A 24936-nucleotide genomic window follows, 5' to 3' on the forward strand; every position below is an offset into this window, starting at 1 on the left:
AATGGGAGTTTTGGTAAGGCTCCGGCAGTTAGAGCGCCCCGAGAAAAATCTAGCATGGGGAGCCGGGAACAGATGCCGTGGACAGTCTTCAATCGCTATGGTCAGAGAAAATATCTGACTTCATCAGAAGTCGATTCATTTGTAAAATCGGCAAAGGGCACTTCGATCGAGGTGCAGAGCTTTTGCTGGATGCTTGCATTCAGCGGATGCCGTATCTCTGAAGCCTTGTCCCTCACCCGCGACAGCATCGACTTTGAAGCCGAGCACGTCATCATTAGGTGCCTGAAAAAGCGGGGAAAACGTGTATTTCGGGCGATCCCGCTGCCACCGGAATATCTTAAGCTGCTTCGCCGCTGGCTGGGGCAGGTTAAGAACGGAACTTCACCCTTGTGGCCTTGGTCGCGCATGACCGGATACCGGCGCATTTGCGAGGTGATGCAGTCCGCTGGCATCAGGGGAACCTACGCTACTCCGAAAGGGCTGCGTCATGCCTTCGGCATTCGTGCGATCCAGGCAAGCGTTCCCCTCACTCTCGTCCAGCGCTGGTTGGGCCATGCCGATATCAAGACCACAGCGATCTACACAGGCGCAATGGGACCTGAAGAGCGCGAAATCGCGGCGCGCATGTGGAAAACTAAGTCTATGTGGGGGCGGTCATCGAGCGGACCCAGCTCCACCCCAAGGAGCCACGAGCCAGACCCTATTAACGCTCCGTTCGACTATCATGAATTCGGCGAATATACCCGCGATACTTCGGCTAAATCGGAAAACTTCCAAGTTTCGACCGAAACTACGAAGATCGCCCCTGTGCCGACATCTCTCGGAGAGCTGGTTAACAGCGCAAAAAAGATCGCCGAAACGCGAATGGCGCGAATGCTCTATTGCCCTTTGATACAGTTTTGGATAGACCGTCACAGACTCGCCGGTTCGACCCGACGGGTTTCGGGGGGTCTGAATGGTCCATGTGGCGCACAATCTGGAGGGGAACGGCGGGACTGCCGGCAACGTGCATATGTTGCGCCGTCCCAAGCGGTTATCCGATAGCGACGCCGTTCATTTCTCGATCCGCATCGAAAACTACGCCCATATTCGTCGCGCCTATGGCGAAGAAGGGGCGCGAGCTGCTCTGTCAGGCGTCCAGCGGATGCTGGTCGACCTGTTTCGCGCCGATGGCATCGTCGTCCCCGAGGCAAATGGCGAGATCGATGTCCTGATCTGGAATGTCGAAGCACTGGGAGCCGGGTCACTTCCCGATGCCTGTCGGGTATGGCTGGACAAGTTTTGCTGGCTCGCACCTCTTCTCTCCATCGAAGCCTCCGGGCACTTCATTCACGTCTGGGTCAGCGGGCGATGGGAGATTCCCGGCGCGCTCATGCAGGCGCATGGACTCGAGGCCGGGCAATCTGGCGCCTGCAACATTGGCTTTAGTGGGGCTTGGCCTGACGATCGGAGCGATTGGTCAGATCGCTATCGTAGCGATGTAAGTCTGGTCTCCGGGCTGCTGTCCGGCATCATCTCTGGCTCTGCCGACGATACGGGGCGGCAGGAACTCATGCTCGCCTGGCAGCCTGTATGTGACGCGGCCGGGCCGGAGCTTGTCCTCTATCGTGAGGCGCTGGTTCGCCTGCTCGACGATGACGGAAAGGCTCACCCGCCAGGCGACGTCTTCCTGGCTCTCGAACGGCTCGGTTTCGCACGGGTCGTTGATCATTATGTCGTTTCGCGGGTCATTGATGAACTGGAGCAGACTCCGGATGTCATTCTTGCCGTCAATATCTCGGCGCAATCCGTTCGCCACGATGCATGGTGGGATGAGATAAAATCACGCCTTGTCGCGAGGCCCGATGTGGCGCGCCGGCTGGTACTGGAGATTACCGAGACTGCGGCGATGCCGAGCGTGTCCGGGGCGGTTCGCTTCGTCACCAGTATGCGCCGATTGGGATGCCGCATTGCGCTCGACGATTTCGGGACGGGCTATGCCTCGATCCGGCAACTCCTCGCTTTCTCGCCCGACTTCGTGAAAATCGACCGCTTCTTCGTACGAAGGGCGGCGGTCTCCGCCGCCGAGGGCGCGATGCTGCCGCATCTGATCGGTATCGGGCAGGCGCTGGGTGCCGCTGTCGTCGTCGAAGGTGTCGAGACGCAGGAGCAGGCCGATATCGTTCTCGCTGCAGGCGGGCGCTGGCAGCAGGGCTATCACTGGGGGCGCCCATCGCTTCTGAGAACCTGGCGACGTGCGCCGAACGGCGAGTGTTCCGATGCGACCTCGGGCGGCAGTTGGCCGGAGAACCCCGTCATCTCTCATGGAGCCGCTTATGACCGGTGATGATCGCCGTTGCCATGACGAGCGCTGGGCCTGGTTGGTCGCAGCCTCTGATCCTGATGCGCCGCCGGAAGACTGGCCGGATGGCAGGAGCACATTCCGCGGGATACTCGTAGCGGTGCCATTGAGCGGTCTGCTCTGGTGGGGCCTTATCGAACTTTGGAGGGCGTTCGCATGAACGTCGAAAGGCGCGGCCATGCTTCGGCTGGACCGGAGCATGAACAGGCTCGGCTGAGTGCGCATGAAGGCTCTCCCTGGGGGGCGCCCGATCCGTACCGTTTCTTTCGGGGACGCCAGGACGACGATGGCAAGCCCAGTCCGCTGGCTCCGCTACTGGTAGTTGCCGGCATCCCGATTGCAATCCTCTTCTGGGGTGCTGTGCTCTGGGCGGGCTGGAAGCTGTTCCGGTGATCGCTCTCGCGCCTTCCATTCTTTTGAGCCGGCTGCGGGAGGTAGCCCATCGGGTTCTCGTGAGATCCGTTGCCCGGCCATTATCCTTTCAAGCCGGTTCCCTCGGGTCGCACCACGGGAAGGCGAGGCATGGCGTCGGGTCGCACCGCGCCACGGCACGGACCGCGCCATGCCTCGTCACTCAACCGGCAATGCACATCCTTCGCGTTTCAAAGTGTCCACGGGAGAGGACGCCTGGATGGGGTGTGAGGCGAGCCATCAGAAGCGCGCCCGCATCCTGTTCCGGAGCAAGGATCGTCCCGCCAGCTTTCATCGGATCCGCCGTCTTTCGGCGTACCGATCTGACGTTCGGCCCCGCAGGGCCGGTCGTCCCGGCCCTTTCCTCTCGTCTCTCCGGAGTATTTCCTTATGAAAACGTCACCCCTGATTTCGGGTGTGCTCGTGCTCGCCTTGTTGTCCCCCACGGCCGCCCTCGCCAACAACGTCGGTGAGAATGTCGGCTGGCAGTTCCAGACCACGGCGGACAAGGTCAACAAGGCCTATCTCGAAGATCTTCGGCAGAAGAAGCAGAACGGTTATTATGCTGCGCCGGTCTATAACACCTATATCGATCGTCAGTATAATTGCTCGGTAACGTCCACCGCGACCGGTAACCAGTCCTCGACCAGCGCCATCGCCAACTCGCCGAGCACGACCGGGCATTCGTCCAGTTCTACCGGCAATGACAATACGACGACGCTGGCGAGCGCGTCGGGTGCCGGCAGCAATACCGCAAACCAGTCCAATAGCGGCACAGTCGGGTCGAGCACCTCTGGCGACATTTCGACCAGCGTGCGCGGCGACAATTTCCAGACGCTGAACACCGAGCAGACCAACTCAGGCAACCAGACGGCTTCAGTCACTGGCTCCACTGCCTGCCAGTACAGTGCGTTGAACTGACGGCGGGAGATGATCAGCATGTTGCGTCATTCTCAACGCCGCAAATATCTTGGCAGGTCGGCCGCGCTTCTGGCGCTGGCGGCGATGACTTCTGGCTGTGCGGTGCTGCATCCGGGCCTCGACGCTCAACGCCTGGCGCCGGGTGAAGTACCAACGCCCATCGGAACGCCGGTACGTGACAATCGCTCGCCGATGGAAGCGGCGCTCGCCTGTTTTGGTGACCAGCTCATTGCACAGAACGGGCCGCGCCGCGTGATCGCGGTCGGCGACGTCAAGGATTACACCGGCAAATATTCGATCAACGAAGGCAATGCGATCACCCAGGGCGGCGCCCTGATGGTCTACTCCGCGCTGGGCAAGATTGGCGGGCCATTGGCGATCGCCGAGCGGTTCGATCCGACCATCGCCGAACGCGAACTGGGTTACACCGACCGGCGTCAGCTCGGTGATGGCGATGTCCATGAGGTCAACGGCAATCGCGTGCCTTGGCTGCCCTATTTCGGCGGCAGCATCACCAAGTCCGATTATTACATCGTCGGCGGCATCACAGAGCTGAATTATGACATCCGCTCGGGTGGTGGCGAGATCGAGATCAACAATATCGGTCCCAAGGCGCGCGTCTTCACCGAAAGCGTCGCTGTCGATTTGCGCATCGTCAACTCACGATCTCTTGAAGTCATCAAGACCATCAGCCTGACCAAGCAGTTCACCGGTTATGAGATCGGAGCGAATGTCTTCCGTTTCTTTGGCACCGCGCTTTTTGACATCAATGTCGGCGCAAAAGGGCAGGAACCGCTGCAACTCGGCGTCCGCGCCGCGCTCGAAGAAGCGACGATGAAGCTTATCGCTGCCGTGGCGAAGGTCGATCCGGCCATCTGTATGGCGCAGCGGCAGGCGACAATACCGGACCTTTCGGCAGAAGAACTGCGAGGACGCTCGCTGGTTCGCCCCATTGGACAGAATACGCCTGCCGCATCTGCTACACCGATCCTTCCCGCTCAGACCGTTGTCGCCCAACCCGCGCAGACTTCCGGCGCAACGCTCAACGACCTGAGCGCGTCGGGCGGATCATCTGGAGGATCCTCGCTCCAGATCAGCTTTGAATTTGGCGACATAACCCTCGCGGGCAACGCTCAGGCGCTGCTGGACCAGATCGTTCAGCAAGCTGCCAAAGGCGCTGTCGATGTAACCATCACGGCCCGAGACACGGAGAACTGGGATCCCGCAAAGCGCGACAGCCTGATCGACCAGCGCCTCACGGCGGTGGTTTCCGCGCTCGCCAATCGCGGCATTACCCCTGCCGGCGTCACCGTCACCTGGCGGCCCGACAAAGCCGACACATCCATCCATCGCGGAGCCCCTGGAATGCAGGAAATCGCGCGGATTCAGATCAGGAAATAGGGGAGGCAAAGGCGAGGCAGGGGGCCTGCACATTTAACGAAATTAACCATGTCTTTAACAATTCGAAGGAAGTATTCCATGAATACACATTCCAGAAGGATGCGTTCGGCATTGATGACCGGCGCAAGTACGGCGCTTCTCGCCACATTGGGCGGGACTCAAGTCTTGGCGGCAGGGCCGTCGGATACGACGACCTCGACCCAATCAATCAGCGTCCAGCAGGGCTTCAATGACTACAGCTCGTCTTCGCCGAGCCTTGCTCTGAATGGCAACACCCAAGGGTCGGTCAATACGACGGTCAGCAACAATGATGCGACCGCCTATGCGCTGACAAATAGCACGGTGACCGTAGGTTCGTCGGCGACGACTGGCAACGCCTCGACCGCGACCGGTTACGCCAATACGGCGACCCTGACGGTCAACGGCGACCTCAACAATGTCACCGGCTCGGGCTATGCGAGCGAGACAGCCTCGTCCAATGCCGGCACGAATGGCGCGACCGTTGTGGATGTTACCGACATCGGCATCGCCCTGACGCAGCAGAACAGCAGCGCGACGGCATCGGTCGCCGATGGCACCGACATGGGCATCACCATCGATCACGGCATGTCGGGCAGCACCGCGAAGATCGCCGGCAACAGCCAGAGCGCGACGGGCGTGCTGAACTCGGGCGTGACCGCGCTCGACACCAGCGTCAACAGTACGAGCGGTTCGTCCGGCATTGGTGTAGCGCAGTCGAGCCTCAACGGTTCGCTGACCGCTTCGGTGTCCTCGCTCGACAAATTTTCGACCGGCTCGGGGCCGTCGACCACGGCGCTCACGGGTAGCACGGTCGATCTGACCAACAATAGCCAGGCCGCCACCGCCGTCGCCAACTCGGGCTCCAACAGCCAGGCTGTTTCCGGGAATAACGTGACGCTGGCAGGCCAGAGCACCGGCCAGGCGAGCGCAGGCAGCGGCAGCGCCACGATTGGTGGCTATGCCACCTCTTCGAAGCAGGAACTGGCGGTTACCAGCGCTGGCGCCAAGACCGTTACCGCTTCGGTTGATGATGCGGCAGGCACCGCAGGATATTTGGCCACTGTCACCGGCAATGTGACCGGCTCGACGTTGGCCAACGACAGCAACTCGGCTCGCGCTCTGGCGCGCGGCAACGAGGTTTCGAACGCGACCACGATCGACGCCAACAGCATTGCGACGGGTAGCCTCGCGTCGCCATCCACCGGCACAGTCGCGGCGATCGCCTCGCAGCAGGACGTGACCGTCACCACCGGCACGCAGACGATCGTAGCAAAGGTCGGCGACGCAGGCTCGGATGGGCCGATCGTCTCCAATGCGATCACCGGTGACGTCACCGGTAGTTCCGCGATCAGCGCGTCCGGCAACAGTGTGCTTGCCGACGCGGCGGCCAACCGCGGCGGCAACGCCATCACCGCTTCGGCTACTACCATCAACACGCTCGGCACTGAAGTCGCCTCGGCTAACATCAACGGCAATGTCTCGACCGCCAATGCCGCCTTCGCGGTGGCGAACGAGCAGTCGGTGGCTTCCGGCACCAGCGTGCAGGCGGGCCTCGTCGACAGCTTCGGCACACCCACCAAGAGCACCTCGGTCAGCACGGCGATCACCGGCAGCCTGACCAGCTCGAGCGTGACGTCGGACGGCAACAGCCTTGCGGCCAATGCGGCAGGCAATGCGACGCTCGGCACTGGCAATGCGATCACGCTATCGGGTACGAACCTGGGCACCAGCGCTGCTATCGCGAGTGACCAGACCATGAACGGCACCGCGACCGCCTATATCGGTCAGACCGGTACGCCTGCCGCCGGCGGTGTGCTTGTCACCGTTGGCAACGACATTGCCAACAGCAGTGTGACCGTGGATGGCAACAGCACGAGCGGATCGGCCAAGGGCAACAGCGCAACCAATGCTCTGGCAGCAAGTGCGACCAACCTGACCCGAGGCAATGGCGTCAGCAATTCGTCTCAGGCTTCGGCCAACAGCGATGGGGTCGCTGCGGCGGACATGGCTGTCTCGAGCAAGCAGGCGAACACCGGTGCGCTTTCGAGCACGGTCGGCGCTCTGTTCGGCGTGTCGGCGACAGGCGTCACCAGCCCGACACTGAGTGATGTCAGCGCCAGCACGGTCTCGGTGTCCGATAACAAAGAAAGCTCGACGGTCACCGGCAATAGCGGCACCAACAGCATTGCGCTCGATGCAACCAACGTCACCACCACCTCGGCCCTGGCCAACAACCAGACCAACTCGGGTGCCCTCGGCGCGACCATCTCCAGCTTCAGTGGCGCAAACGCCACCGTCGGTCGGGATATCGCCAACAGCAGCGTTCTGGTGGACGGCAATGCCATCTCCGGCGCGACCACCGGCAACGCCGCGACCAACAGCGTCAACGTGACCGGGAGCAGCACGTTGCTGGCTTCGGACACCACCAGTGGTGCGACCGCAACGCCGTACCACATTGCGGGGGCCGAGGTCACCGCAGTTGCGGATCACGCGCTCGCCAGCATCCAGACTGTGAGCGGCGCTGAAACGACAGCGGTTACCGGCACCTACGATATCGTGACGCTGGGCGCCGGCGCTCCTGCGGCAGTGGACGCCACCAGCGACATCACCGGCAGCACCTTGTCCGTCTCTGGCAACACGCAGTCGGCAACGACCATGGGCAACACCGCCGCCAACAGCATGGCGCTAGAAGGCGGAAGCGTCTCCACCAATGGTGCCTTGCAGTCGGTTCAGCGGGCAACGGGCAGTGCTGCATTCTCCGCGACCTCTACGATGACCGCTGCGGCGCCTGCCGGAAACAGCACATCGACGCTGGCGCTGGACAACAACAGCAATACGGCGTCGACGACGGTCAACGCGGCGACCAACAGCATGATTGTTGCGGCCGATACCAGCCTGTCCTCGACAACGGCTGGCGGTGCCAACGCCTCGCTCGGGGGGACCATCACCACCTACAGTGCAGCTGCTGACTATGTCGTCGGCAACTCGCAGTTGGTGACCACCAACCCGGTCACCGCGACGGCGACTACCAATATCTGGAACAATGACGGCGGCGCGACGGCACAACCCCAGTTCGCAACCAACGGCATCAACCAGAGCACGGTCGATCTCAGCGGTAACGCCACCTCTGCGACGGCCCTTGCCAACCGGGCGACGAATTCGCTGACCCTGTCGGGCAATTCCGACACGGCGTCAGCGGGCGTCATGAACCTGCAGAGCAGCGGCGGTGCGGTCACGGCGAATGCCACGACCAAGGCGGATGTCGTTCTGGCTGGCTATGATGCGGCCACCGGAACGGATCCGAGCCCGCTGGACAGCAGCTCGGTGGCGCTCAACAGCAACAGCACCTCGGCGCGCGCCGGCGGCAACAACGCCACCAACGCGCTCTCGGCATCGGCGACCAGCTTCGCCAATACGAGTGCTGGTGGCTCCGCTTCGCTGACCGCAACGCGGGATGATAATGTCTCGGCGAGCTTCGCCGTGATGAACGAGCAGAGCAATGCCGGCGCCATCACGGCGGCGGCGAACGTCACTTATGGAGCCTCGTTCAACAACCTCGGAACGGCGGCTTCGGTCACCAATTCGGCGGTGACTGTTAACGGCAACAGCGCGGTCTCGGTGGCCTATGGCAACGCCGCGACCAACTCGCTGACCCTGATGGCGCTCAACAGCCCGGCTACGGGCGCAGTGCCGACCACGACGGCGATCGCCAGCAACCAGAGCAACACCGGCGCGATCAATGCGACCACCGGTATCACGACCGGCGCTCTCGCGATCAATGCGGTGGCGACCGGTGCCGGCAACACCGGCGGCGTGACCAATGCCAGCCTGTCGATCAACGGCAACAGCCTGGCATCGGCGGCCTATGGCAACAGCGCGACCAACACGCTCACTATCAGTGGGACCAACGTGAACGTCACAGTGGCGCGTCCGTAAAAGGAAGTCCGGCGCGTGTCTTCGGGCGCGCGCCGGACTTCTTGCGGGAACCCCGCGCCCGATCCGGCGCGGGGATTTCCCCGGCCCTTTTCCAGCACATGCTCCGCGATTCAGAAACGCTGGCGCCTTCATTTTTTAATCGAGAATTGCCATGTCCACACGTTCCAGGAGAATGCGCTCGGTATTGATGACCGGCGCAAGTACGGCGCTGCTCGCCACGTTGGGCGCAACACAGGCGCTGGCCGCAGGACCGTCGGAAACGACTTCCTCGACCAATTCGGTGAGCGTCCAGCAGGAGTTCAACGACTATTCCACGCCGACTGCAGGGCTGGCGTTGAACGGCAATACCGAAGGGTCGGTCAACGCCACCGTCAACAACAACGACGCGACTGCCTACGCGCTGACCAACAGCACGGTGACGGTGGGCTCGTCGGCGACGACCGGCAATGCCTCGACGGCGACCGGCTATGCCAACACCGCCACCCTGACAGTCAATGGTGACCTCAACAACGTCACCGGCTCGGGCTATGCCACCCAAACGGCCTCATCAGCTGGTGCAACGACCGGCGCCAAGGTCGACGGCACGACCGACATCGGCATCGCCCTGACACAGCAGAACGCCAGCACGGCCGCGACGGTGACCGATGGCACCGACATGGGCATCACCATCGATCACGGCATGTCGGGCAGCACTGCCAAGATCGCCGGCAACAGCCAGAGCGCTACCGGTGTGCTGAACTCGGGCGTGACCGCGCTCGACACCAGCGTCAACAGCACGAGTGGTTCGTCCGCCATCGGCGTGGCCCAGTCGAGCCTCGACGGTTCGCTGACCGCCTCGGTGTCCTCGCTTGACAAGTTCTCGACCGGTTCGGGGCCGTCCACCACGGCGCTCACCGGCAGCACGGTCGCTTTGTCGAACAACAGCCAGGCTGCCACTGCGGTCGCCAACTCCGGCTCCAACAGCCAGGCGATCTCTGGCAATGATGTTACCCTCGCAGGTCAGTCTGATGGTCAGGCCAAAGCGGGGCAGACCTATGTGGCAGCTGCCGGTCCGGATCCGGAAGTGCCCAACACTTCCGCCGTTGCCGGCTATGCCATCGCCTCGAGGCAGGAACTGGCGGTGACAACCGCCGGCGCCAAGACCGTTACCGCTTCGGTCGATGATGCAGCAGGCACCGCAGGCTATCTCGCTTCGGTCACCGGCAATGTGACCGGCTCGACGCTGGCCAATGACAGCAACTCGGCCAAGGCGCTGGCGCGGGGCAACGAGGTTTCGAACGCCACCACGATCGACGCCAACAGCATTGCGACGGGCAGCCTGGCGACGCCGTCCTCTGGCACGGTTGCCGCGATCGCCTCGCAGCAGGATGTGACCGTCGCCACCGGTATGCAGACGATCGTGGCGCAGGTCGGCGGCGCAGGCTCGGACGGCCCGATCGTGTCGAACGCGATCACCGGCGATGTGACCGGCAGCTCGGCGATCACCGCCTCGAACAACAGCGTGCTTGCCGATGCGGCGGCCAACCGGGGTGGCAACGCCATCACCGCATCGGCCACCACTATCAACACGCTGGGGACCGAAGTCCCCTCGGCAAGCGTTGCTGGCGACGAAGTGTCGACCGCTAACTCGGCCTTTGCCGTGGCAAATGCACAATCGGTCGCGTCTGGCACCAGCGTGCAGGCAGGCTTGACCAACAGCTTCTCCAGCCAGACGAGGAGCACCGATGTCAGCACCGCGATCAGCGGCAGCCTGATCAGCTCTAGCATCGCTTCGAACGGCAACAGCCTCGCAGCCAATGCGGCGGGCAATGAAACGCTCGGCACTGGCAATGCAATTACGCTGTCGGGCACCAACCTCGCGACCACTGCCGCCATTGCCAGCGATCAGACGATGAACGGCACTGCCACGGCGTTGATCGGTAAGGCGGGGACAGCCGCAACGGCGCCGAGAACATACGTCTTCCCATTCACCGGAACCACCACGTCAGGCACTTTTTCCGGCCAGACAGTGGATGATGGCTATACCCAGTCTGAGGTGAATTTCCTCAACGCTCAATATGGCGCGGGCTTTACTTTCAGCCGCGACGCTTTGACCGGTACCATCTACCTTGTCGCTACTGGACAAAGCGCCGGAACTACTTCGTTCCTGGCTTCCTACACGAGTGGAGGCTCTGCGGGAAAGCTCGCGACAGGTGGCGCGATTGTCACGGTCGGTAACGATATCACCGGCAGCATCGTGACTGTAGATTTGCGTTGAGAATTGACCCGGGATTTTCATCGAGAATTGACCCGGGTGGAAGTTATGTCCCGCTGTACGGGACGTAGGTCAAGCCGGTGATTTTTCCTTTCTGGATTTGGGGACAGCGGAACTGGCCCTGAAGCGGAAGCTGTCATTTCCTGTTTCGAGGATGTGGCAGTGGTGGGTGAGCCTATCGAGTAGTGCGGTGGTCATCTTGGCATCGCCGAATACCTGGGCCCATTCGCTGAAGCTGAGATTGGTGGTGATGACGACGCTGGTGCGCTCGTAGAGTTTGCTGAGCAGATGGAACAGCAGTGCACCGCCTGATGGACTGAACGGAAGGTAGCCCAGCTCGTCGAGGATGATGAGGTCGAGGCGCAGCAGGCGCTCGGCAAGCTGGCCCGCCTTGTTCATGGCCTTTTCCTGCTCGAGGGCATTGACCAGATCGACTGTGGCAAAGAACCGGACCTTCTTGCGATGATGCTCGGTCGCCTGGACGCCGAGCGCGGTCGCGATGTGACTCTTGCCGGTGCCGGGCCCGCCTATCAGAACGACATTATCGGCACCATCGATGAACTCGCCGCGGTGGAGTTGCCGGACCAGTGCTTCGTTGACCTCGCTGGCGGCAAAGTCGAACCCGGCCAGATCCTTGTAGGCGGGGAACCGGGCTGCCTTGATTTGGTAGGCGATCGAGCGAACCTCGCGTTCGGCCATCTCGGCCTTGAGCAACTGGGAGACGATCGGCACGGCCGCGTCGAAGGCCGGCGCGCCTTGCTCGATAAGGTCGCCGACCGCCTGGGCCATGCCGTACATCTTCAGCGCCTTGAGCATGACAACAACAGCGGCGCTGGCAGGATCATGACGCATGACGCAGCCCTCCATCGCGTAGGGCATCATAGCGCCCGACATTGGCCAGAGGCTCCTGAGCAAGGCGCAGCGCCTGAGGCGCATCTATCGGGGATGCTGGAGGTGCCTTCCCGTCGGTCAGGCGGTGGAGAAGGTTGAGGACGTGGGTCTTGGTGGCAACGCCCGCCTCAAGCGCCAGTTCGACTGCGCAAAGCACCGCCTGCTCGTCATGCTGCAGCACCAGCGCCAGGATCTCGGCCATCTCCCGATCGCCGCCGGGGCGGCGCAGGAGCTGGCTTTGCAGCTGCCTGAAGGCCTCGGGCATCTCGGCGAACGGTGCGCCATTGCGCAGCGCTCCCGGCTTGCGCTGGATCACCGCCAGATAGTGCCTCCAGTCATAGACCGTCCGCCCGCCAGTGTGGTGGGACCGGTCGATGATCCGGGAATGCTCGCACAGGATCTGACCCTCGGCGGCCACGACGATCCGCTCGGGATAAATCCTGACGCTGACCGGCCGGTTGGCGAACGAGGCGGGCACGCTGTAGCGATTGCGCTCAAAGTGCACGAGGCAGATCGGCGATACCCGCTTGGTGTGCTCGACAAATCCGTCAAAGGGCCGCCCCAGCGGCATCAGGCTGTCCACCTCCGCGGCATGAACGTCGGCCACGGTGCCGGGCAAGCCGCCATGCTGGATCTCGCCCCATTGCGTGATGCACTGTTCCTCGAGCCAGGCATTGAGCGCATCGATATCCGGGAAGCTCGGCAGCTGCTGCCACAATCGGCGACGCGCATCCTGCACGTTCTTCTCGACCTGTCCCTTCTCCCACCCCGAGGCTGGGTTGCAGAACTCGGGCTCGAACAGGTAATGGCTGGCCATTGCGGCAAAGCGGGCGTTGACCTGTCGCGCCTTGCCGACACCAATCCGGTCGACTGCAGTCTTCATGTTGTCGAAGATCCCGCGCTGGGGAACGCCGCCAAGCACACGGAACGCTTGGGTCAGCGCGTCGAACAACATCTCGTGGGTCTGCAGCTGATAAGCCCGAACGATGAACGCCTTGCTGTGCGAGAGCTTGGTGTGGGCGGCCTGCAGCTTGACCCGCTCACCACCAAGCACCGCCCAGTCCTCGCTCCAGTCGAACTGGAAGGCTTCACCAGCCTCGAACACCAACGGCACGAACGTGCCGCGCCCGCTGGTCTGGGCATCACGCTGCCGGTCCGCCTTCCAGCCCCGCACAAACGTCGCCACCCGGCCGTAGGATCCTTCATATCCCAAAGCGACGAGGTCGGCGTGCATCTGCTTGGCCGTGCGCTTCTGCTTGCGCGACTTGCCTGCCTCGATCCGCAGCCAACCCGACAGCTTCTCGGCGAACGGGTCCAGCTTGCTCGGCCGCTCGGGAACCTTGAACTTGGGTTCAACTGTCCCGGCACGAAGGTACTTGCGGATCGTGTTGCGCGACAAACCTGTGCGTCGCTCGATCTCCCGGATCGGCATCTCATCACGAAAGTGCCAGCGCCGGATAACGCTCAATAAAGCCATGTCGATCACTCCAATGTCCCCCGACCAGGCAGCCAGGGGGAAGGTCAGAACATGGGTCACTTCTCAGTGGAAATTATGCCCCTCCCGGGTCAATTCTCAGCGCAAATCTACACGGTGCCCATGTCGAAGCCTCGCAGCGCATCATCGTGGCGACCGCGCAATGGCGGCGCGCCGCCCATAAATGCGCCGACATGGTCTTTGCATTTACCACCGGCGATCCGGGGCATTTTGACACAAGGCTGCTGGTCTCTACACAGGACGGAGCGATCCCGGGCCAGCGCACCCGATTGGTGTCGATGGACTATGACGGCGCGAACGCGACGGAATTGACCCAAGGCAAGGAACTGGTCGCGACGCCCCGCTTTGGGCCAGGCAGTCGCCGCATCGTTTTCCTGTCCTATGTCGACGTCGCTGCACCGAGGCTCGTCGTCGCCGATCTGGACAGTGGCTCCACGGCCGCGCTCAAGGTCCCTGCTGGCGTCCCGTCAGCTCCCCGTTTCTCACCGGACGGTGCAACCATCGTCTTCTCCCTCGCCCATGACGGTGAGGCCGATATCTATGCCGTCGACCTGGCCAGTGGCAACATGCGCCAGCTCACCAGTGGCGCAGGCACCGATACCAGTCCCTGCTTTGCACCGGACGGGCGTGGGATCGTCTTCGAGTCGAACCGATCTGGCGAATCTCAGCTCTATGTCATGGCGCAGGACGGAAGCGATCAGCGTCGCATCAGCTTTGGCGCAGGCGGACATGCCTCGCCGGTCTGGAGCCCGCGCGGCGACCTCATCGCCTTTACGCAGATCGACGGTGGAGCGCTCCGCATCGGGATCATGAAACCCGATGGATCCAAAGAGCGGATACTCACATCGGGCAGCCGCGACGAAGACCCGAGCTGGAGCATGAGCGGGCGTGCCATCATGTTCCAGCGCACCGCCGCTGGCGCCATGCTGCCGACGATCTGGCTGACCGATCTGACCGGAAAAGTACAGCAGCCGGTTGCAACCGGCGCAGCGGCCTCGGAGCCGGCCTGGTCGGGGCAGCGGCCATGAGGGTTCGGTGGATACCCGCGGCTCACGGCTTGGCCTGCCTCGCGCTGTGTGGCGCGCTCGCCGCCTGTCAGCGGCCGACGCAGCCATTACTGCCGCCGCCGTTGTTCGAACTTCAGGGACCGCCGCCTGAGCCGCTCGCCACGCGCGAGAACAACCTCCCTGCCCAGGAGATACGGGACGTCGAGACGCCCGCGACAATAGAGGATTTCGAACGCTATGCGGGCACGATCCGCATCCTGTTCGCGCGAGGCAGCGCCGAGCTGACCCCGATCGCCCGCGCAATTCTCGACCGGCAGGCGGAGTGGTTGCGCGCCCACCCGGAGGTGCGGGCTTCGCTCCAGGGGCATGCCGATGAACTGGCGCCGCGCGAGCAGCAGTTCGCACTCGGCGAAAAGCGCGCGGCCACCATGAAATTCTACCTCACCGCGCGGGGCGTCGCACCCCAAAGGCTTTTCGTGACCTCCTTCGGCAGGGAGCATCCGATCGCGACCGGCAGCGGCGAGGCAAGCCAGAGCCAGAACCGCCGTGGCGAGACCGTCCTTCTCGGTCTTCCCGGCGGCCTGTCCAGACCATGAGGGGAAATTGAAGATGCGTCCTGTTACTTTCGTACTGACGGCCTTGGCCGCTATGGCTTTAGCGACACCCGCATGGGCTGAGCCCGGCGACGTGCTGATCAAGATCCGGGGCGGTTATGTCCTGCGCACGGGCAGCAGTGTCGTCACGGTCGATGTGGGCGGCACGCCGGTCTCCGCAAAGGCAAAGGCGGCGCCGGGTGGTGAAGCGAGCCTCACCTTCTTCATGACTGATCACCTCGCGACTGAGCTGACCCTTGGTGGCGCGCCCTATGACATAAAGGACAGCAACGGCAGGACGCTCGTTTCTGCCGGTCTGATCACCCCGACGGCCATGCTGCAATATCATCTGATGCCGGCTTCGAAGCTGCTGCGGCCTTATGTGGGCGTGGGTCTGTCCTATGCCAATTTCTACAGCGAAAAGGCGGGAGAAGTCCTCACCAATCGCGTGGTGACACTGGCGATTTCCTATTCGGCGGATATCAAGGGCGGCCTCGCACCGGTCGCACAGGTCGGCGCCGATATCGCGATCAACGAGCAAATCTACATCAACATCGACGCCAAATATCTCGGCGCCAATTCGAAGCTCACGCTCGACCAGGGCGGGACCAGCCAGACCGTTTCGCACAGGATGCGCTCGATCATCATGGGCGCAGGCGTGGGATTCCGCTTCTGATGCGCTACCAGCTTTCGCCTTGGCTCCCGAGCAAACGCCTTGCGCTTCAATGGGCGGCGGCGGTGCTCGCGCCGCTGTCGTTTGCGGGCGTGGCGCATGCGCAAAGCCTGGGCGCTATCGAGCAGCGCCTGCGGCAGGTCGAACAGAAGGTGGGGCTACTCGAAACAGGAGGATCAGCCAGGGGAGCCGCGAGCGCTGCATCAGACCAGCCTGTATCGATCGACGCCCTGATGCAGCTCGATCGCAGGCTCGCTGCTCTGGAGCGGGCCCTCTCCGGACTCATTTCCGCGCAGGAACAGGATCACCGCGCGCTCGTCATCGGCATGGCCCAGGTGCAGACCATAAAAGGCGATACCGAGGCAAGGCTCGATGCGGTGGAACGCCAGGCGGCCGCACCTGCGCCGCCGCCGGCATCTATTCCGCAGCCGGTCGCACCCGCCGCGCAGCCGCTCAGCGCTGACGACCGCTTTGAACAGGCGATGCTCTATGCCGAGCGGCAGGACTGGCCGAGGGCCGAGCTTGCTTTCGATAGTTTCGTCGCGGCCTGGCCTTCCGACCCCCGCGCCAGCGAGGCACGCTTTCAGCTTGCCCGGGCTTTTCAGGGACAGGGCAAGCACGCGCAGGCGGCCCAACTCTTTCTCGAACTCTACGAGAAAGCTCCCAATGCGCCGTTCATCATCGACGACCTGTTTGCGCTCGGACAAGCCCTGACCGACATGGGGCCAGCCAATAGCGCGCAGGCCTGCGACGTCTATGCCGAGATCGAGACGACCCATGGTGCAGCGCTCACGCTGGAACAACGCTCCCAATTGCTTGATCGCCGGCTGGCGCTGAAATGTCCCGGCTGAGTTCGGACCCGTTCGATCGCGCGACCGCGACGGGCGGCGGTGATCAAGCCGCCTTTATGCAGGGATGCCTTGATCCGATAGCGGAAGGCAAGATCACGCAGGGCCGCGCCGAGACAGGGGCGAACCCCTATGTCGGGTTGGGGCAGCTACTGGCCGCCGCTGGCGTCTCGACCGACCGCACGGAGCAATTGATCGCGGATATCCTGATCGATGATGCGCGAGAGACCCGGCTCGCCGTTTCACGCGATATATGCACGCTGGTCGACGGTTATGTCGCTGGCCTCGATCAACGCTATGGTCGTCGTCTCGACGATGCTCAAAGTCTTCTCCTGCGGCTTAGCATCGAACTCGAGGTGTCCAAGCGGCGCGCGAAAGAAGAGCGTTCGGGGAGAAGCCGGGTCATCATCGCGCTCCTCTTGCTCCAGCTTCTCGGCGTTGTCGGCATCATCGCTGCGTTGGCGTTGAATGGCGCCTTCGCTCCATCAAAGGCGGCCAGCCTCGCAGCGGGCAGGGAAGCGGCCGCCTATCTGGATGGGGCGGGAACATAGGGTGGCTGACAGAGGACCAACCGAATCTCAGGAATTGCACCAGATCAAGCAACTCGTGCGCGTGGCGGCCGATGCTCTGACCTTGGCGCAAACCCTTTTGGCTGATCGGATAGAACAGGAAAAAACTGCGGCGCGTCAGAGAAGAAAGCGTCCTCTGGAGGTGCAGCCTTCAGAGGATGTCCTGGCCAATATCCGGAACATCGCGACCGCCTTCGAAGAGCAACTCACGCATCCCGACCGGAAATTCTCGGAATGCTGGCGCGATCTGGTCAAGACGCGCATTCATCACCGCATCCATCGCGCCGGACGGCCGGGTGCCGCCATCCTGCTGCGAATGATCGAGGAACCCGACGTGTTCGTGGATCAGAAGGTTCTCGCTTCGTCGGCGGGCGTTGCGTCGAAATCCCCCAATGTCATCAAGGTCTATGTCTGCCATCTGCGCAACGGGCTGGAGGATCATGGGCTTCCGGCCGACCTCATCGAGACCGGGACACGCAGCTACCGGCTGCGCGCCCACGCCATCCCCAAAATCATGGAACTGGTGACGAGGCCATGAGCGAGGTTTTTCGGGCAGTCAGAGCAGCGGGCCATAGTGCCGGCTTCTGCCTGTCCTGTCGGACTGGAACAGCATAGCGCCTATGCTTCGGATCATCCAGGAAATCGAGGCCGATGGCAAACCTCCGGCCCTGATTGATCCGGTCTCGGTCCGGACAGGCGTCGAGCGAGCACAGATCGAAACGGCACTGGCCGTCGAGTTGCATGGGTCGTTCGGAAAAGCAGCCCGCGCGCTCAATATGCTGCCCAAGACCGTCAACAAGCGCGTGCGGGATCTCGAATTCCAACTGGGATGCCCAGTGTTCGAACGGCAAAGGCGTCGGCTGGTGCCTACGCCCGCTGGCCGCGTATTCCTTCGGCATACCGCAGAGATTCTCCAGGACTTCCATCAACTCGTGGGAGCGGTGCGACGCATCGCAGATGGCAAGGCTGGCCAGATCGCCATCGGCTATCATGGCTCCGTCGCGAACGGGGATTTGCATCGATTGTTATTTGCCGCCGATCCGGCCTATCCGGATATTCAGCATCTCCCCGTCGAACTGTCGCACGATCGGTTGTTCGAGACATTGGCGAGCGGGCGGATCGATCTGGCCATCGTTCGCGGAAATCCCGCCAATTTTCAGGGACTGAGCGCCCCGCTTTGGACGGAACGGATTATTCTGTGCCTGCCGGTCAAGCACCCGCTTGCATCGCGTCCCTTGCTGCAATGGCCGGATCTCATCGGCGAGACGTTTCTCGTGTCGGGCTATGATCCCAGCGATGCGATCCGCGAACTGCTGGAGGATCGCTTCGCACCGCTCCAGGTCTCACCGCCCATCGTCATCCATGACATCAGCACGCGGGGCGTCATTAACATGGTCGGTGCAGGACGCGGTATCTGCCTTTGCCTCGATTCCATGCTCGGCGATCAGTATGCGGGCACCGTCTTTCATGAACTGACGGGCGCGATCGGACCCGAATATGTGACCAGCTTTGCCTGCTGGTTGGATGATAACCCCAATCCGGCGCTGAAACGCCTGCTCGCTCGTCTGCATCGACAATATGCTGGAGCGATGAAGATCGAGTCGTCCATTACATATCCGGGAGGAAAATCATGAAAAGGACCGCGATTCTATTGGTCATGCCTTTGCTGTCGACATTGACAGGCTGTGCTTCCATTGGCCGGATCGAAACACCGGGCGAGAAGGCTTCGGCTTATGGCTATGTTCCGCTTGATCCCTTGCCGGTCGATCAGGCCAGCGGTGCGGACAGCTGCACGGAGACATCTGGCGGAGGCAATGTGACGGCCAACGCCGATGTTCTCAGCAGACTGCCAGACCAGACGATCCGGTTTGCGGTCGCGACATTCGACCAGACGAAGGGGAGCCTGACGTTCGGTCCAGCGACGCTCACCAGTAAGGGCGGCCAGTATAAGGCCGTGCTTGACTATATTCAGGCCGATGCGGTTCCCGAAATATTCTACATCCGCAAACGTGTGACGGTGCCAGGCCAGACTCAGAGCGTTCCGGTTGCGCTCAGCGATCCCTTGCCGATGGGCGGCAAGATCATCGGTTATGATGCTGTCATCTCCAACAGTACCGGCATGCAGGCGGCCCTACAGTCTGTGGCTCCTGCGGAGGTTGCTCTCGCACGCTCCCGTTTCCTGGAGGCGGAAGCCGAGAAATTCGCGGAAGGTCATTATCAACAGGTAACAGTGCCGGTCTATGTCGGGATAGGCCTGCGTCTCTCCGCTGACATCCTGTCCCTGCAGGGTGGCCTCACATTGGCGGGGCTGTCCGCGATCGGGGCAGAGGCTGAAGCGAAACGGGTCACCGGGACGCTCACGGTCCAGTCGCTCGGCGTCAGCGGTAAGAGCATTGCGACTGCCTTGCCGTTGCCGAGCAAACTCGACCAGACCACGATCGAGAATGCGATCCTTGCCATCGGCAATATGCGCGCCACGCTCTATGCAACCGGTCAGGGAACGAACGATCTCTACAAGCAGCCGCGTATCGTTGGTCTCTATTCGCCAGTCGGATCTGACCCGCTGCTGATCAACGCGCTCTATTCCGAATTGTCGCGAATCAGACCGCGCTGGCTGGTGCCTTGCGGGGCGGCCGGACAAGGGAAGTCCTGACCGGCCTGTACGCCACTGCCTGTCTTTTTGCGCTGGCTTTCGCTGCGATCAACGCGCTGTTGAACCGCGCAGCTTTCTGCGTCTCTTACTCATCCCCATCGCGCCGGGCGGATCATCGCCAGCGCGCTCGAACGGGGATATGTCATGGGCGCAGCCAGCCAGAGATCGGAAGTCCATGCACGCGGCGCGCGGATGCTGCGCACCGCCATGGGCACGTCGATCGCGGCATGGCTCGCCGATCCTACCGTCATCGAAGTCATGCTCAATCCCGATGGCCGCCTCTGGATCGACCGGCTCGGCGAAGGGATCAGCGATAGCGGGGAGCGCCTGTCGCCTGCCGACGGCGAGCGCATCATCCGCCTCGTCGCCCATCATGTCGGGGCTGAGGTTCACGTCCGATCGCCACGCGTCTCCGCCGAACTGCCGGAAAGCGGCGAGCGCTTCGAAGGCCTGCTGCCGCCGGTCGTGACCGCACCGGCCTTTGCGATCCGCAAGCCCGCCGTCGCGGTCTTCACGCTCGACGATTATGTCGCGGCGGGCATCATGTCTCGTGCCGAGGCCGAGGTGCTGCGCGCTGGCGTCGCCAACCGGCTCAACATCCTCGTTGCGGGTGGCACCGGCACCGGAAAGACCACGCTCACCAACGCGCTTTTGGCGGAAGTCGCGAAGACTTCCGATCGTGTGGTGCTGATCGAGGACACGCGCGAACTGCAATGCGCCGCGCCCAATCTCGTCGCGATGCGCACCAAGGATGGCGTCGCGTCGCTCTCCGACCTCGTGCGCTCCTCGCTGCGCCTGCGACCCGACCGCATCCCGATTGGTGAGGTGCGAGGAAGCGAAGCGCTCGACCTTTTGAAGGCCTGGGGCACCGGTCATCCCGGCGGGGTCGGCACGATCCACGCCAACACGGCCGTGGGTGCGCTGCGTCGCATGGAGCAACTCATCCAGGAAGCCGTGGTGACCGTGCCCAAGGCGCTGCTCGCCGAGACCATCGATCTCGTCGCCGTGCTGGTCCGGCACGGCACCGGGCGGCGCCTCGCCCAGCTCATGCGCGTCGAAGGCCTCGATCCTGCCCTCGGCGACTACCGCCTCACGCCCGCAACCCCCGACATCGGAGAAAAACCATGATCGATCTGTCCCGCCGTCCCGCCCATCGGCTTGGCGCTGCACCTCTCGCCCTTTGCATGGGCCTCATTGCGCTCGCGAGTCCCGCTTATGCCTCGGGCTCGTCCATGCCATGGGAAGCGCCGCTCCAGTCGATCCTCGAATCGATCGAAGGCCCGGTCGCCAAGATCGTCGCGGTGATCATCATCATCGCGACCGGCCTGGGGCTCGCCTTCGGCGATACCTCGGGCGGGTTCCGGCGGCTGATCCAGATCGTCTTCGGCCTGTCGATCGCCTTTGCGGCGTCGAGCTTCTTCCTCTCCTTCTTCTCCTTCGGCGGCGGAGCGCTGGTATGATGGAGGCTGGGCAAGAAGAGGTGCCGGGGTTCCTGGCGCCGGTCCATCGGGCATTGTCCGAACCCATCTTGCTGGGCGGCGCCCCGCGCAGCCTGGCCATCGTCAACGGCACGCTCGCCGGCGCGCTGGGCCTCGGCCTGCGGCTCTGGCTCGCGGGCCTCGCGCTCTGGGCCATCGGTCATGCGCTCGCCGTCTGGGCCGCGCGGCGCGATCCCCAGTTCGTCGATGTCGCCCGCCGTCACCTCAAATATCCCGTCTGGATGCGGCCATGATCAACCTTTCCGAATATCGCGCCAAGGCCGCCTGCCTTGTCGATTTCCTGCCCTGGGCCGCGCTGGTGGCAAAGGGCGTGGTGCTCAACAAGGACGGATCGTTCCAGCGCAGCCTTCGTTTCCGCGGACCCGATCTCGACAGCGCGACACCAGCCGAACTGGTCGCGGTGACCGGGCGCCTCAACAATGCGCTGCGCCGCCTCGGTTCGGGCTGGGCGGTGTTCGTCGAGGCGAGCCGCGTGCCCGCCCAGGACTATCCCGACAGCGCCTTTCCCGATCCGGTCTCCGCCTTGGTCGATCAGGAACGCTACGAACAGTTCTGTGAGGAAGGCTCCCATTACGAGAGCTTCTACCATCTGACGCTTCTGTGGATGCCGCCCGCCGAGGATGGCGCGCGCGCGGAGAGTTGGCTCTATGAGGGCAAGTCGGGTTCCGGCGTCGATCCGCATGAACTTCTCAAAAGCTTCATCGACCGCACCGATCGCGTCCTGCATCTGGTCGAGGGCTTCATGCCCGAGGTTGCCTGGCTCGATGACGGCACCACGCTCACCTATCTGCACAGCACGGTATCGACCAAGCGCCAGCGCGTGCGCGTGCCGGAGACGCCCGCCTATCTCGATGCGCTGCTCACCGACGAGGGTCTGACCGGCGGGCTCGAACCCATGCTGGGCGAGTATCATCTGCGCACGCTCACTATCACCGGCTTTCCGACCGCGACCTTTCCCGGCCTGCTCGATGAACTCAACCGGCAGGCCTTTGCCTATCGCTGGTCGACCCGCGCGATCATGCTCGACAAGACCGATGCCACCAAACTGCTGACCAAAATCCGGCGGCAATGGTTCGCCAAGCGCAAGTCGCTCGCCGCGATCCTCAAGGAGGTGATGACCAACGAACAGTCGGTCCTCATGGATTCCGATGCGTCGAACAAGGCGGCCGATGCCGACCTGGCGTTGCAGGAACTGGGCGCGGACGCGGCCGGCATCGCCTATGTCACCGCGACCGTCACCGTCTGGGATCGCGATCCAGCCCTCGCTTCGGAAAAGCTGCGGCTGGTCGAGAAGGTCATCCAGGGCCGCGACTTCACCTGCACGATCGAGGGCATGAACGGCATCGAGGCATGGCTCGGATCACTGCCCGGTCATGTTTACGCCAATGTCCGGCAACCGCCGATCTCCACCCTCAATCTCGCCCATATGATCCCGCTGTCCGCGGTCTGGGCGGGGCCGGAACGGGATGAGCATTTCGGCGCTCCCCCCTTGCTCTATGGCAAGACCGAAGGCTCGACCCCGTTCCGCTTTTCCCTCCATGTCGGCGATGTCGGCCATACGCTGATCGTCGGCCCGACCGGTGCGGGCAAGTCGGTGCTGCTGGCGCTCATGGCGATGCAGTTCCGCCGCTACCCCCAAGCCCAGATCTTCGCCTTCGACTTCGGTGGCTCGATCCGCGCCGCCGCGATCGGCATGGGCGGGGACTGGCAGGATCTCGGCGGCGCGCTGCATGAAGGTGATATCGGCGACGGCGTCGCGCTGCAACCACTGGCCCGGATCGACGAGCCGGGCGAACGCGCCTGGGCCGCCGAATGGCTGGCCGCGATCCTGGCCGGTGAAGGCGTTTCGATCGACCCCGCCGCCAAGGAGCATCTCTGGACCGCTCTGACGTCGCTGGCGTCCGCCCCCGTTGGAGAACGCACGCTCACTGGGCTTGCGGTGCTGCTGCAAGCCCAGGAGCTCAAACAGGCGCTGGCGCCCTATTGCGTCGGCGGTCCCTGGGGACGGCTGCTCGACGCCGAGACCGAGCAGCTGGGCGAGGCCTGTGTCCAGGCCTTTGAGACCGAGGGGCTGATCGGCGCGGCCTCGGCCGCCGCGGTCCTCGCCTATCTCTTCCATCGCATCGAAGGCCGGCTCGACGGGCGCCCCACGCTCATCATCATCGACGAGGGCTGGCTGGTGCTCGATAGCCCGGCTTTCGCCGCGCAGCTGCGTGAATGGCTCAAGACCCTGCGCAAGAAGAACGCCAGCGTCATCTTCGCCACGCAAAGCCTCGCCGACATCGAGACGTCGAGCATTGCGCCCGCCATCATCGAAAGCTGCCCGACCCGCATCTTCCTGCCCAATGAGCGTGCGGCCGAACCGCAGATCCGCCAGGTCTATGAGCGCTTCGGGCTCAATGCCCGGCAGATCGAGATATTGAGCCGGGCGACTCCCAAACGCGACTATTATTGCCAGTCGCGGCGCGGCAACCGGCTGTTCGAACTGGGGCTGGGCGAAGTGGCGCTCGCCTTTGCGGCGGCCTCTTCGAAAACCGATCAGCGCGTGATCGGCGAACTGGTCGCTGCCCATGGCCGTGCCGGCTTCGCTGCCGGCTGGCTCAAGCATCGCGGTCTCGACTGGGCCGCCGGCCTTCTGCCCGAACCCGCATCACCGTCCGACCCGGACGATCCCTTCCTGCCGCTCGATCCCGAGGAGTTCAATCCATGAAGACGCCGTCGTTTCGCCGGGCCCTGCTGGCCGGCATCGTCAGCCTGACCGCGCTGGCCGGGCCTGTGCTCACCACGCCGGCGCAGGCGCAGTTCGGGGGGATCGTCTATGACCCCAGCAATTATGCGCAGAATGTGCTGACCGCCGCCCGTTCGCTCGAGCAGATCAACAACCAGATCCGCCAGATCGAGAACCAGGCGACCAGCCTCATCAACGAGGCGAAGAACCTCACCAGCCTGCCGGTCTCGACGCTCTCGACCCTGCAGCAACAGGTGCAGCAGACGCGCCAGCTTCTCGGGCAGGCCCAACGCATCGCCTATAATGTCCAGGACATCCAGAGCGCCTTCACCCAGCGCTACAACGGCGCCAACCTCACCGGCTCGCAGGCGCAGATGGTCGCCAATGCCGAGGAGCGCTGGAAGGACAGCGTCGGCGCGTTTCAGGACGCGCTCCAGGTCCAGGCCGGTGTCGTCGGTAATATCGATGGGGCCAAAGCGAGCATCGACACATTGGTCGGCGCGAGCCAGTCGGCGAGCGGGGCGCTGCAGGCCTCCCAGGCCGGCAATCAGCTGCTCGCGCTCCAGTCGCAGCAGCTCGCCGACCTGACGGCTGCGATCGCCGCGCAGGGTCGGGCCCAGACGCTGCAAGCCGCGCGTGATGCCGCCACCGAAGCGGAAGGCCGTGAGCGCTTCCGCCGCTTCCGGGGCAATTGA

21 protein-coding genes are annotated in these 24936 nt (G+C 63.2%); 19 read left to right on the forward strand and 2 right to left on the reverse strand.

The genetic code is table 11. The features are described from left to right. Positions 1-72: 72 nt before the first annotated feature. The 6 genes from ACO06X_RS20580 to ACO06X_RS20605 all read left to right on the forward strand — a co-directional run bounded on the left by ACO06X_RS20580 (position 73) and on the right by ACO06X_RS20605 (position 11288). Positions 73-1044, forward strand: coding sequence for a tyrosine-type recombinase/integrase (locus ACO06X_RS20580; RefSeq protein ID WP_421837924.1), 972 nt, complete (start codon positions 73-75; stop codon positions 1042-1044). Further along, entirely contained in the window at positions 956-2326 is a 1371-nt protein-coding gene (locus ACO06X_RS20585) for an EAL domain-containing protein (protein ID WP_130753327.1), read from the forward strand. Before ACO06X_RS20580 ends, ACO06X_RS20585 begins: the two co-directional genes overlap by 89 nt. A gap of 816 nt (positions 2327-3142) precedes the next feature. Beyond that, a complete protein-coding gene (locus ACO06X_RS20590; protein ID WP_130753332.1) occupies positions 3143-3673 on the forward strand; it encodes a hypothetical protein in 531 nt (176 codons plus the stop codon). A 9-nt stretch (positions 3674-3682) separates the two neighbouring features. Beyond that, positions 3683-5074, forward strand: coding sequence for a CsgG/HfaB family protein (locus ACO06X_RS20595; RefSeq protein WP_421837925.1), 1392 nt, complete (start codon positions 3683-3685; stop codon positions 5072-5074). Between the two features lie 114 nt (positions 5075-5188). Beyond that, complete coding sequence (locus ACO06X_RS20600) at positions 5189-9031, forward strand: beta strand repeat-containing protein (protein ID WP_421837926.1); 3843 nt, start codon at positions 5189-5191, stop codon at positions 9029-9031. 172 nt (positions 9032-9203) lie between these two features. Next, positions 9204-11288, forward strand: coding sequence for a beta strand repeat-containing protein (locus ACO06X_RS20605; RefSeq protein ID WP_421837927.1), 2085 nt, complete (start codon positions 9204-9206; stop codon positions 11286-11288). Between the two features lie 69 nt (positions 11289-11357). Here ACO06X_RS20605 and istB read toward each other — a convergent pair whose 3' ends face one another. Beyond that, the gene (gene istB / locus ACO06X_RS20610; protein WP_421839854.1) at positions 11358-12137 is read right to left on the reverse strand and encodes an IS21-like element helper ATPase IstB; all 780 of its coding nucleotides are present in this window, start codon (positions 12135-12137) and stop codon (positions 11358-11360) included. Further along, on the reverse strand, positions 12127-13653 hold the full coding sequence (gene istA / locus ACO06X_RS20615; protein ID WP_421836316.1) for an IS21 family transposase: 1527 nt from the start codon (positions 13651-13653) through the stop codon (positions 12127-12129). The genes istB and istA overlap by 11 nt, the downstream gene beginning before the upstream one ends. A gap of 146 nt (positions 13654-13799) precedes the next feature. Here istA and tolB point away from each other — a divergent pair, with 146 nt between their 5' ends. The 13 genes from tolB (at position 13800) to trbJ (ending at position 24936) form a co-directional block, all read left to right on the forward strand. After that, on the forward strand, positions 13800-14699 hold the full coding sequence (tolB, locus tag ACO06X_RS20620; RefSeq protein WP_421837928.1) for a Tol-Pal system protein TolB: 900 nt from the start codon (positions 13800-13802) through the stop codon (positions 14697-14699). A 29-nt stretch (positions 14700-14728) separates the two neighbouring features. Beyond that, a complete protein-coding gene (locus tag ACO06X_RS20625; protein ID WP_165418764.1) occupies positions 14729-15274 on the forward strand; it encodes an OmpA family protein in 546 nt (181 codons plus the stop codon). Positions 15275-15287: 13 nt separating this feature from the next. Further along, on the forward strand, positions 15288-15947 hold the full coding sequence (locus ACO06X_RS20630; RefSeq protein ID WP_421837929.1) for an OmpW/AlkL family protein: 660 nt from the start codon (positions 15288-15290) through the stop codon (positions 15945-15947). Then, positions 15947-16795, forward strand: coding sequence for a tetratricopeptide repeat protein (locus ACO06X_RS20635; protein WP_087574342.1), 849 nt, complete (start codon positions 15947-15949; stop codon positions 16793-16795). Before ACO06X_RS20630 ends, ACO06X_RS20635 begins: the two co-directional genes overlap by 1 nt. Next, positions 16783-17343, forward strand: coding sequence for a hypothetical protein (locus tag ACO06X_RS20640; protein ID WP_087574341.1), 561 nt, complete (start codon positions 16783-16785; stop codon positions 17341-17343). Before ACO06X_RS20635 ends, ACO06X_RS20640 begins: the two co-directional genes overlap by 13 nt. A 1-nt stretch (position 17344) precedes the next feature. Next, positions 17345-17899 (forward strand): hypothetical protein, encoded by a 555-nt coding sequence (locus tag ACO06X_RS20645; protein WP_130753344.1) that lies wholly within the window; start codon positions 17345-17347, stop codon positions 17897-17899. An 82-nt stretch (positions 17900-17981) separates the two neighbouring features. Further along, positions 17982-18995, forward strand: coding sequence for a LysR family transcriptional regulator (locus ACO06X_RS20650; RefSeq protein ID WP_087574339.1), 1014 nt, complete (start codon positions 17982-17984; stop codon positions 18993-18995). Continuing rightward, entirely contained in the window at positions 18992-20014 is a 1023-nt protein-coding gene (locus ACO06X_RS20655) for a hypothetical protein (protein WP_130753346.1), read from the forward strand. The genes ACO06X_RS20650 and ACO06X_RS20655 overlap by 4 nt, the downstream gene beginning before the upstream one ends. A gap of 192 nt (positions 20015-20206) precedes the next feature. Beyond that, positions 20207-21142 (forward strand): P-type conjugative transfer ATPase TrbB, encoded by a 936-nt coding sequence (trbB, locus tag ACO06X_RS20660; protein WP_174827299.1) that lies wholly within the window; start codon positions 20207-20209, stop codon positions 21140-21142. Next, the gene (locus tag ACO06X_RS20665) at positions 21139-21474 is read left to right on the forward strand and encodes a TrbC/VirB2 family protein (RefSeq protein ID WP_087574336.1); all 336 of its coding nucleotides are present in this window, start codon (positions 21139-21141) and stop codon (positions 21472-21474) included. The genes trbB and ACO06X_RS20665 overlap by 4 nt, the downstream gene beginning before the upstream one ends. Then, on the forward strand, positions 21474-21746 hold the full coding sequence (locus ACO06X_RS20670) for a VirB3 family type IV secretion system protein (RefSeq protein ID WP_087574335.1): 273 nt from the start codon (positions 21474-21476) through the stop codon (positions 21744-21746). The genes ACO06X_RS20665 and ACO06X_RS20670 overlap by 1 nt, the downstream gene beginning before the upstream one ends. After that, positions 21743-24223 (forward strand): conjugal transfer protein TrbE, encoded by a 2481-nt coding sequence (trbE, locus tag ACO06X_RS20675; protein WP_087574334.1) that lies wholly within the window; start codon positions 21743-21745, stop codon positions 24221-24223. Before ACO06X_RS20670 ends, trbE begins: the two co-directional genes overlap by 4 nt. Then, positions 24220-24936 carry a P-type conjugative transfer protein TrbJ gene (trbJ, locus tag ACO06X_RS20680; RefSeq protein ID WP_087574333.1) on the forward strand — a complete coding sequence of 239 codons (717 nt, stop codon included), beginning with the start codon at positions 24220-24222 and terminating at the stop codon, positions 24934-24936. The genes trbE and trbJ overlap by 4 nt, the downstream gene beginning before the upstream one ends.

It is taken from the genome of Novosphingobium sp. (assembly GCF_965229225.1).
Taxonomy (GTDB): domain Bacteria; phylum Pseudomonadota; class Alphaproteobacteria; order Sphingomonadales; family Sphingomonadaceae; genus Novosphingobium.

What these genes read in the sequence shown, in the direction of transcription:
- ACO06X_RS20580 (WP_421837924.1), top strand. Translation starts at nt 73, where the DNA reads ATGCCGTGGACAGTCTTCAATCGCTATGGTCAGAGAAAATATCTGACT.
- ACO06X_RS20585 (WP_130753327.1), top strand. Translation starts at nt 956, where the DNA reads ATGGTCCATGTGGCGCACAATCTGGAGGGGAACGGCGGGACTGCCGGC.
- ACO06X_RS20590 (WP_130753332.1), top strand. Translation starts at nt 3,143, where the DNA reads ATGAAAACGTCACCCCTGATTTCGGGTGTGCTCGTGCTCGCCTTGTTG.
- ACO06X_RS20595 (WP_421837925.1), top strand. Translation starts at nt 3,683, where the DNA reads ATGATCAGCATGTTGCGTCATTCTCAACGCCGCAAATATCTTGGCAGG.
- ACO06X_RS20600 (WP_421837926.1), top strand. Translation starts at nt 5,189, where the DNA reads ATGACCGGCGCAAGTACGGCGCTTCTCGCCACATTGGGCGGGACTCAA.
- ACO06X_RS20605 (WP_421837927.1), top strand. Translation starts at nt 9,204, where the DNA reads ATGCGCTCGGTATTGATGACCGGCGCAAGTACGGCGCTGCTCGCCACG.
- istB (WP_421839854.1), bottom strand. Translation starts at nt 12,137, where the DNA reads ATGCGTCATGATCCTGCCAGCGCCGCTGTTGTTGTCATGCTCAAGGCG.
- istA (WP_421836316.1), bottom strand. Translation starts at nt 13,653, where the DNA reads ATGGCTTTATTGAGCGTTATCCGGCGCTGGCACTTTCGTGATGAGATG.
- ACO06X_RS20630 (WP_421837929.1), top strand. Translation starts at nt 15,288, where the DNA reads ATGCGTCCTGTTACTTTCGTACTGACGGCCTTGGCCGCTATGGCTTTA.
- ACO06X_RS20635 (WP_087574342.1), top strand. Translation starts at nt 15,947, where the DNA reads ATGCGCTACCAGCTTTCGCCTTGGCTCCCGAGCAAACGCCTTGCGCTT.
- ACO06X_RS20640 (WP_087574341.1), top strand. Translation starts at nt 16,783, where the DNA reads ATGTCCCGGCTGAGTTCGGACCCGTTCGATCGCGCGACCGCGACGGGC.
- ACO06X_RS20650 (WP_087574339.1), top strand. Translation starts at nt 17,982, where the DNA reads ATGCTTCGGATCATCCAGGAAATCGAGGCCGATGGCAAACCTCCGGCC.
- ACO06X_RS20655 (WP_130753346.1), top strand. Translation starts at nt 18,992, where the DNA reads ATGAAAAGGACCGCGATTCTATTGGTCATGCCTTTGCTGTCGACATTG.
- trbB (WP_174827299.1), top strand. Translation starts at nt 20,207, where the DNA reads ATGCTGCGCACCGCCATGGGCACGTCGATCGCGGCATGGCTCGCCGAT.
- ACO06X_RS20665 (WP_087574336.1), top strand. Translation starts at nt 21,139, where the DNA reads ATGATCGATCTGTCCCGCCGTCCCGCCCATCGGCTTGGCGCTGCACCT.
- ACO06X_RS20670 (WP_087574335.1), top strand. Translation starts at nt 21,474, where the DNA reads ATGGAGGCTGGGCAAGAAGAGGTGCCGGGGTTCCTGGCGCCGGTCCAT.
- trbE (WP_087574334.1), top strand. Translation starts at nt 21,743, where the DNA reads ATGATCAACCTTTCCGAATATCGCGCCAAGGCCGCCTGCCTTGTCGAT.
- trbJ (WP_087574333.1), top strand. Translation starts at nt 24,220, where the DNA reads ATGAAGACGCCGTCGTTTCGCCGGGCCCTGCTGGCCGGCATCGTCAGC.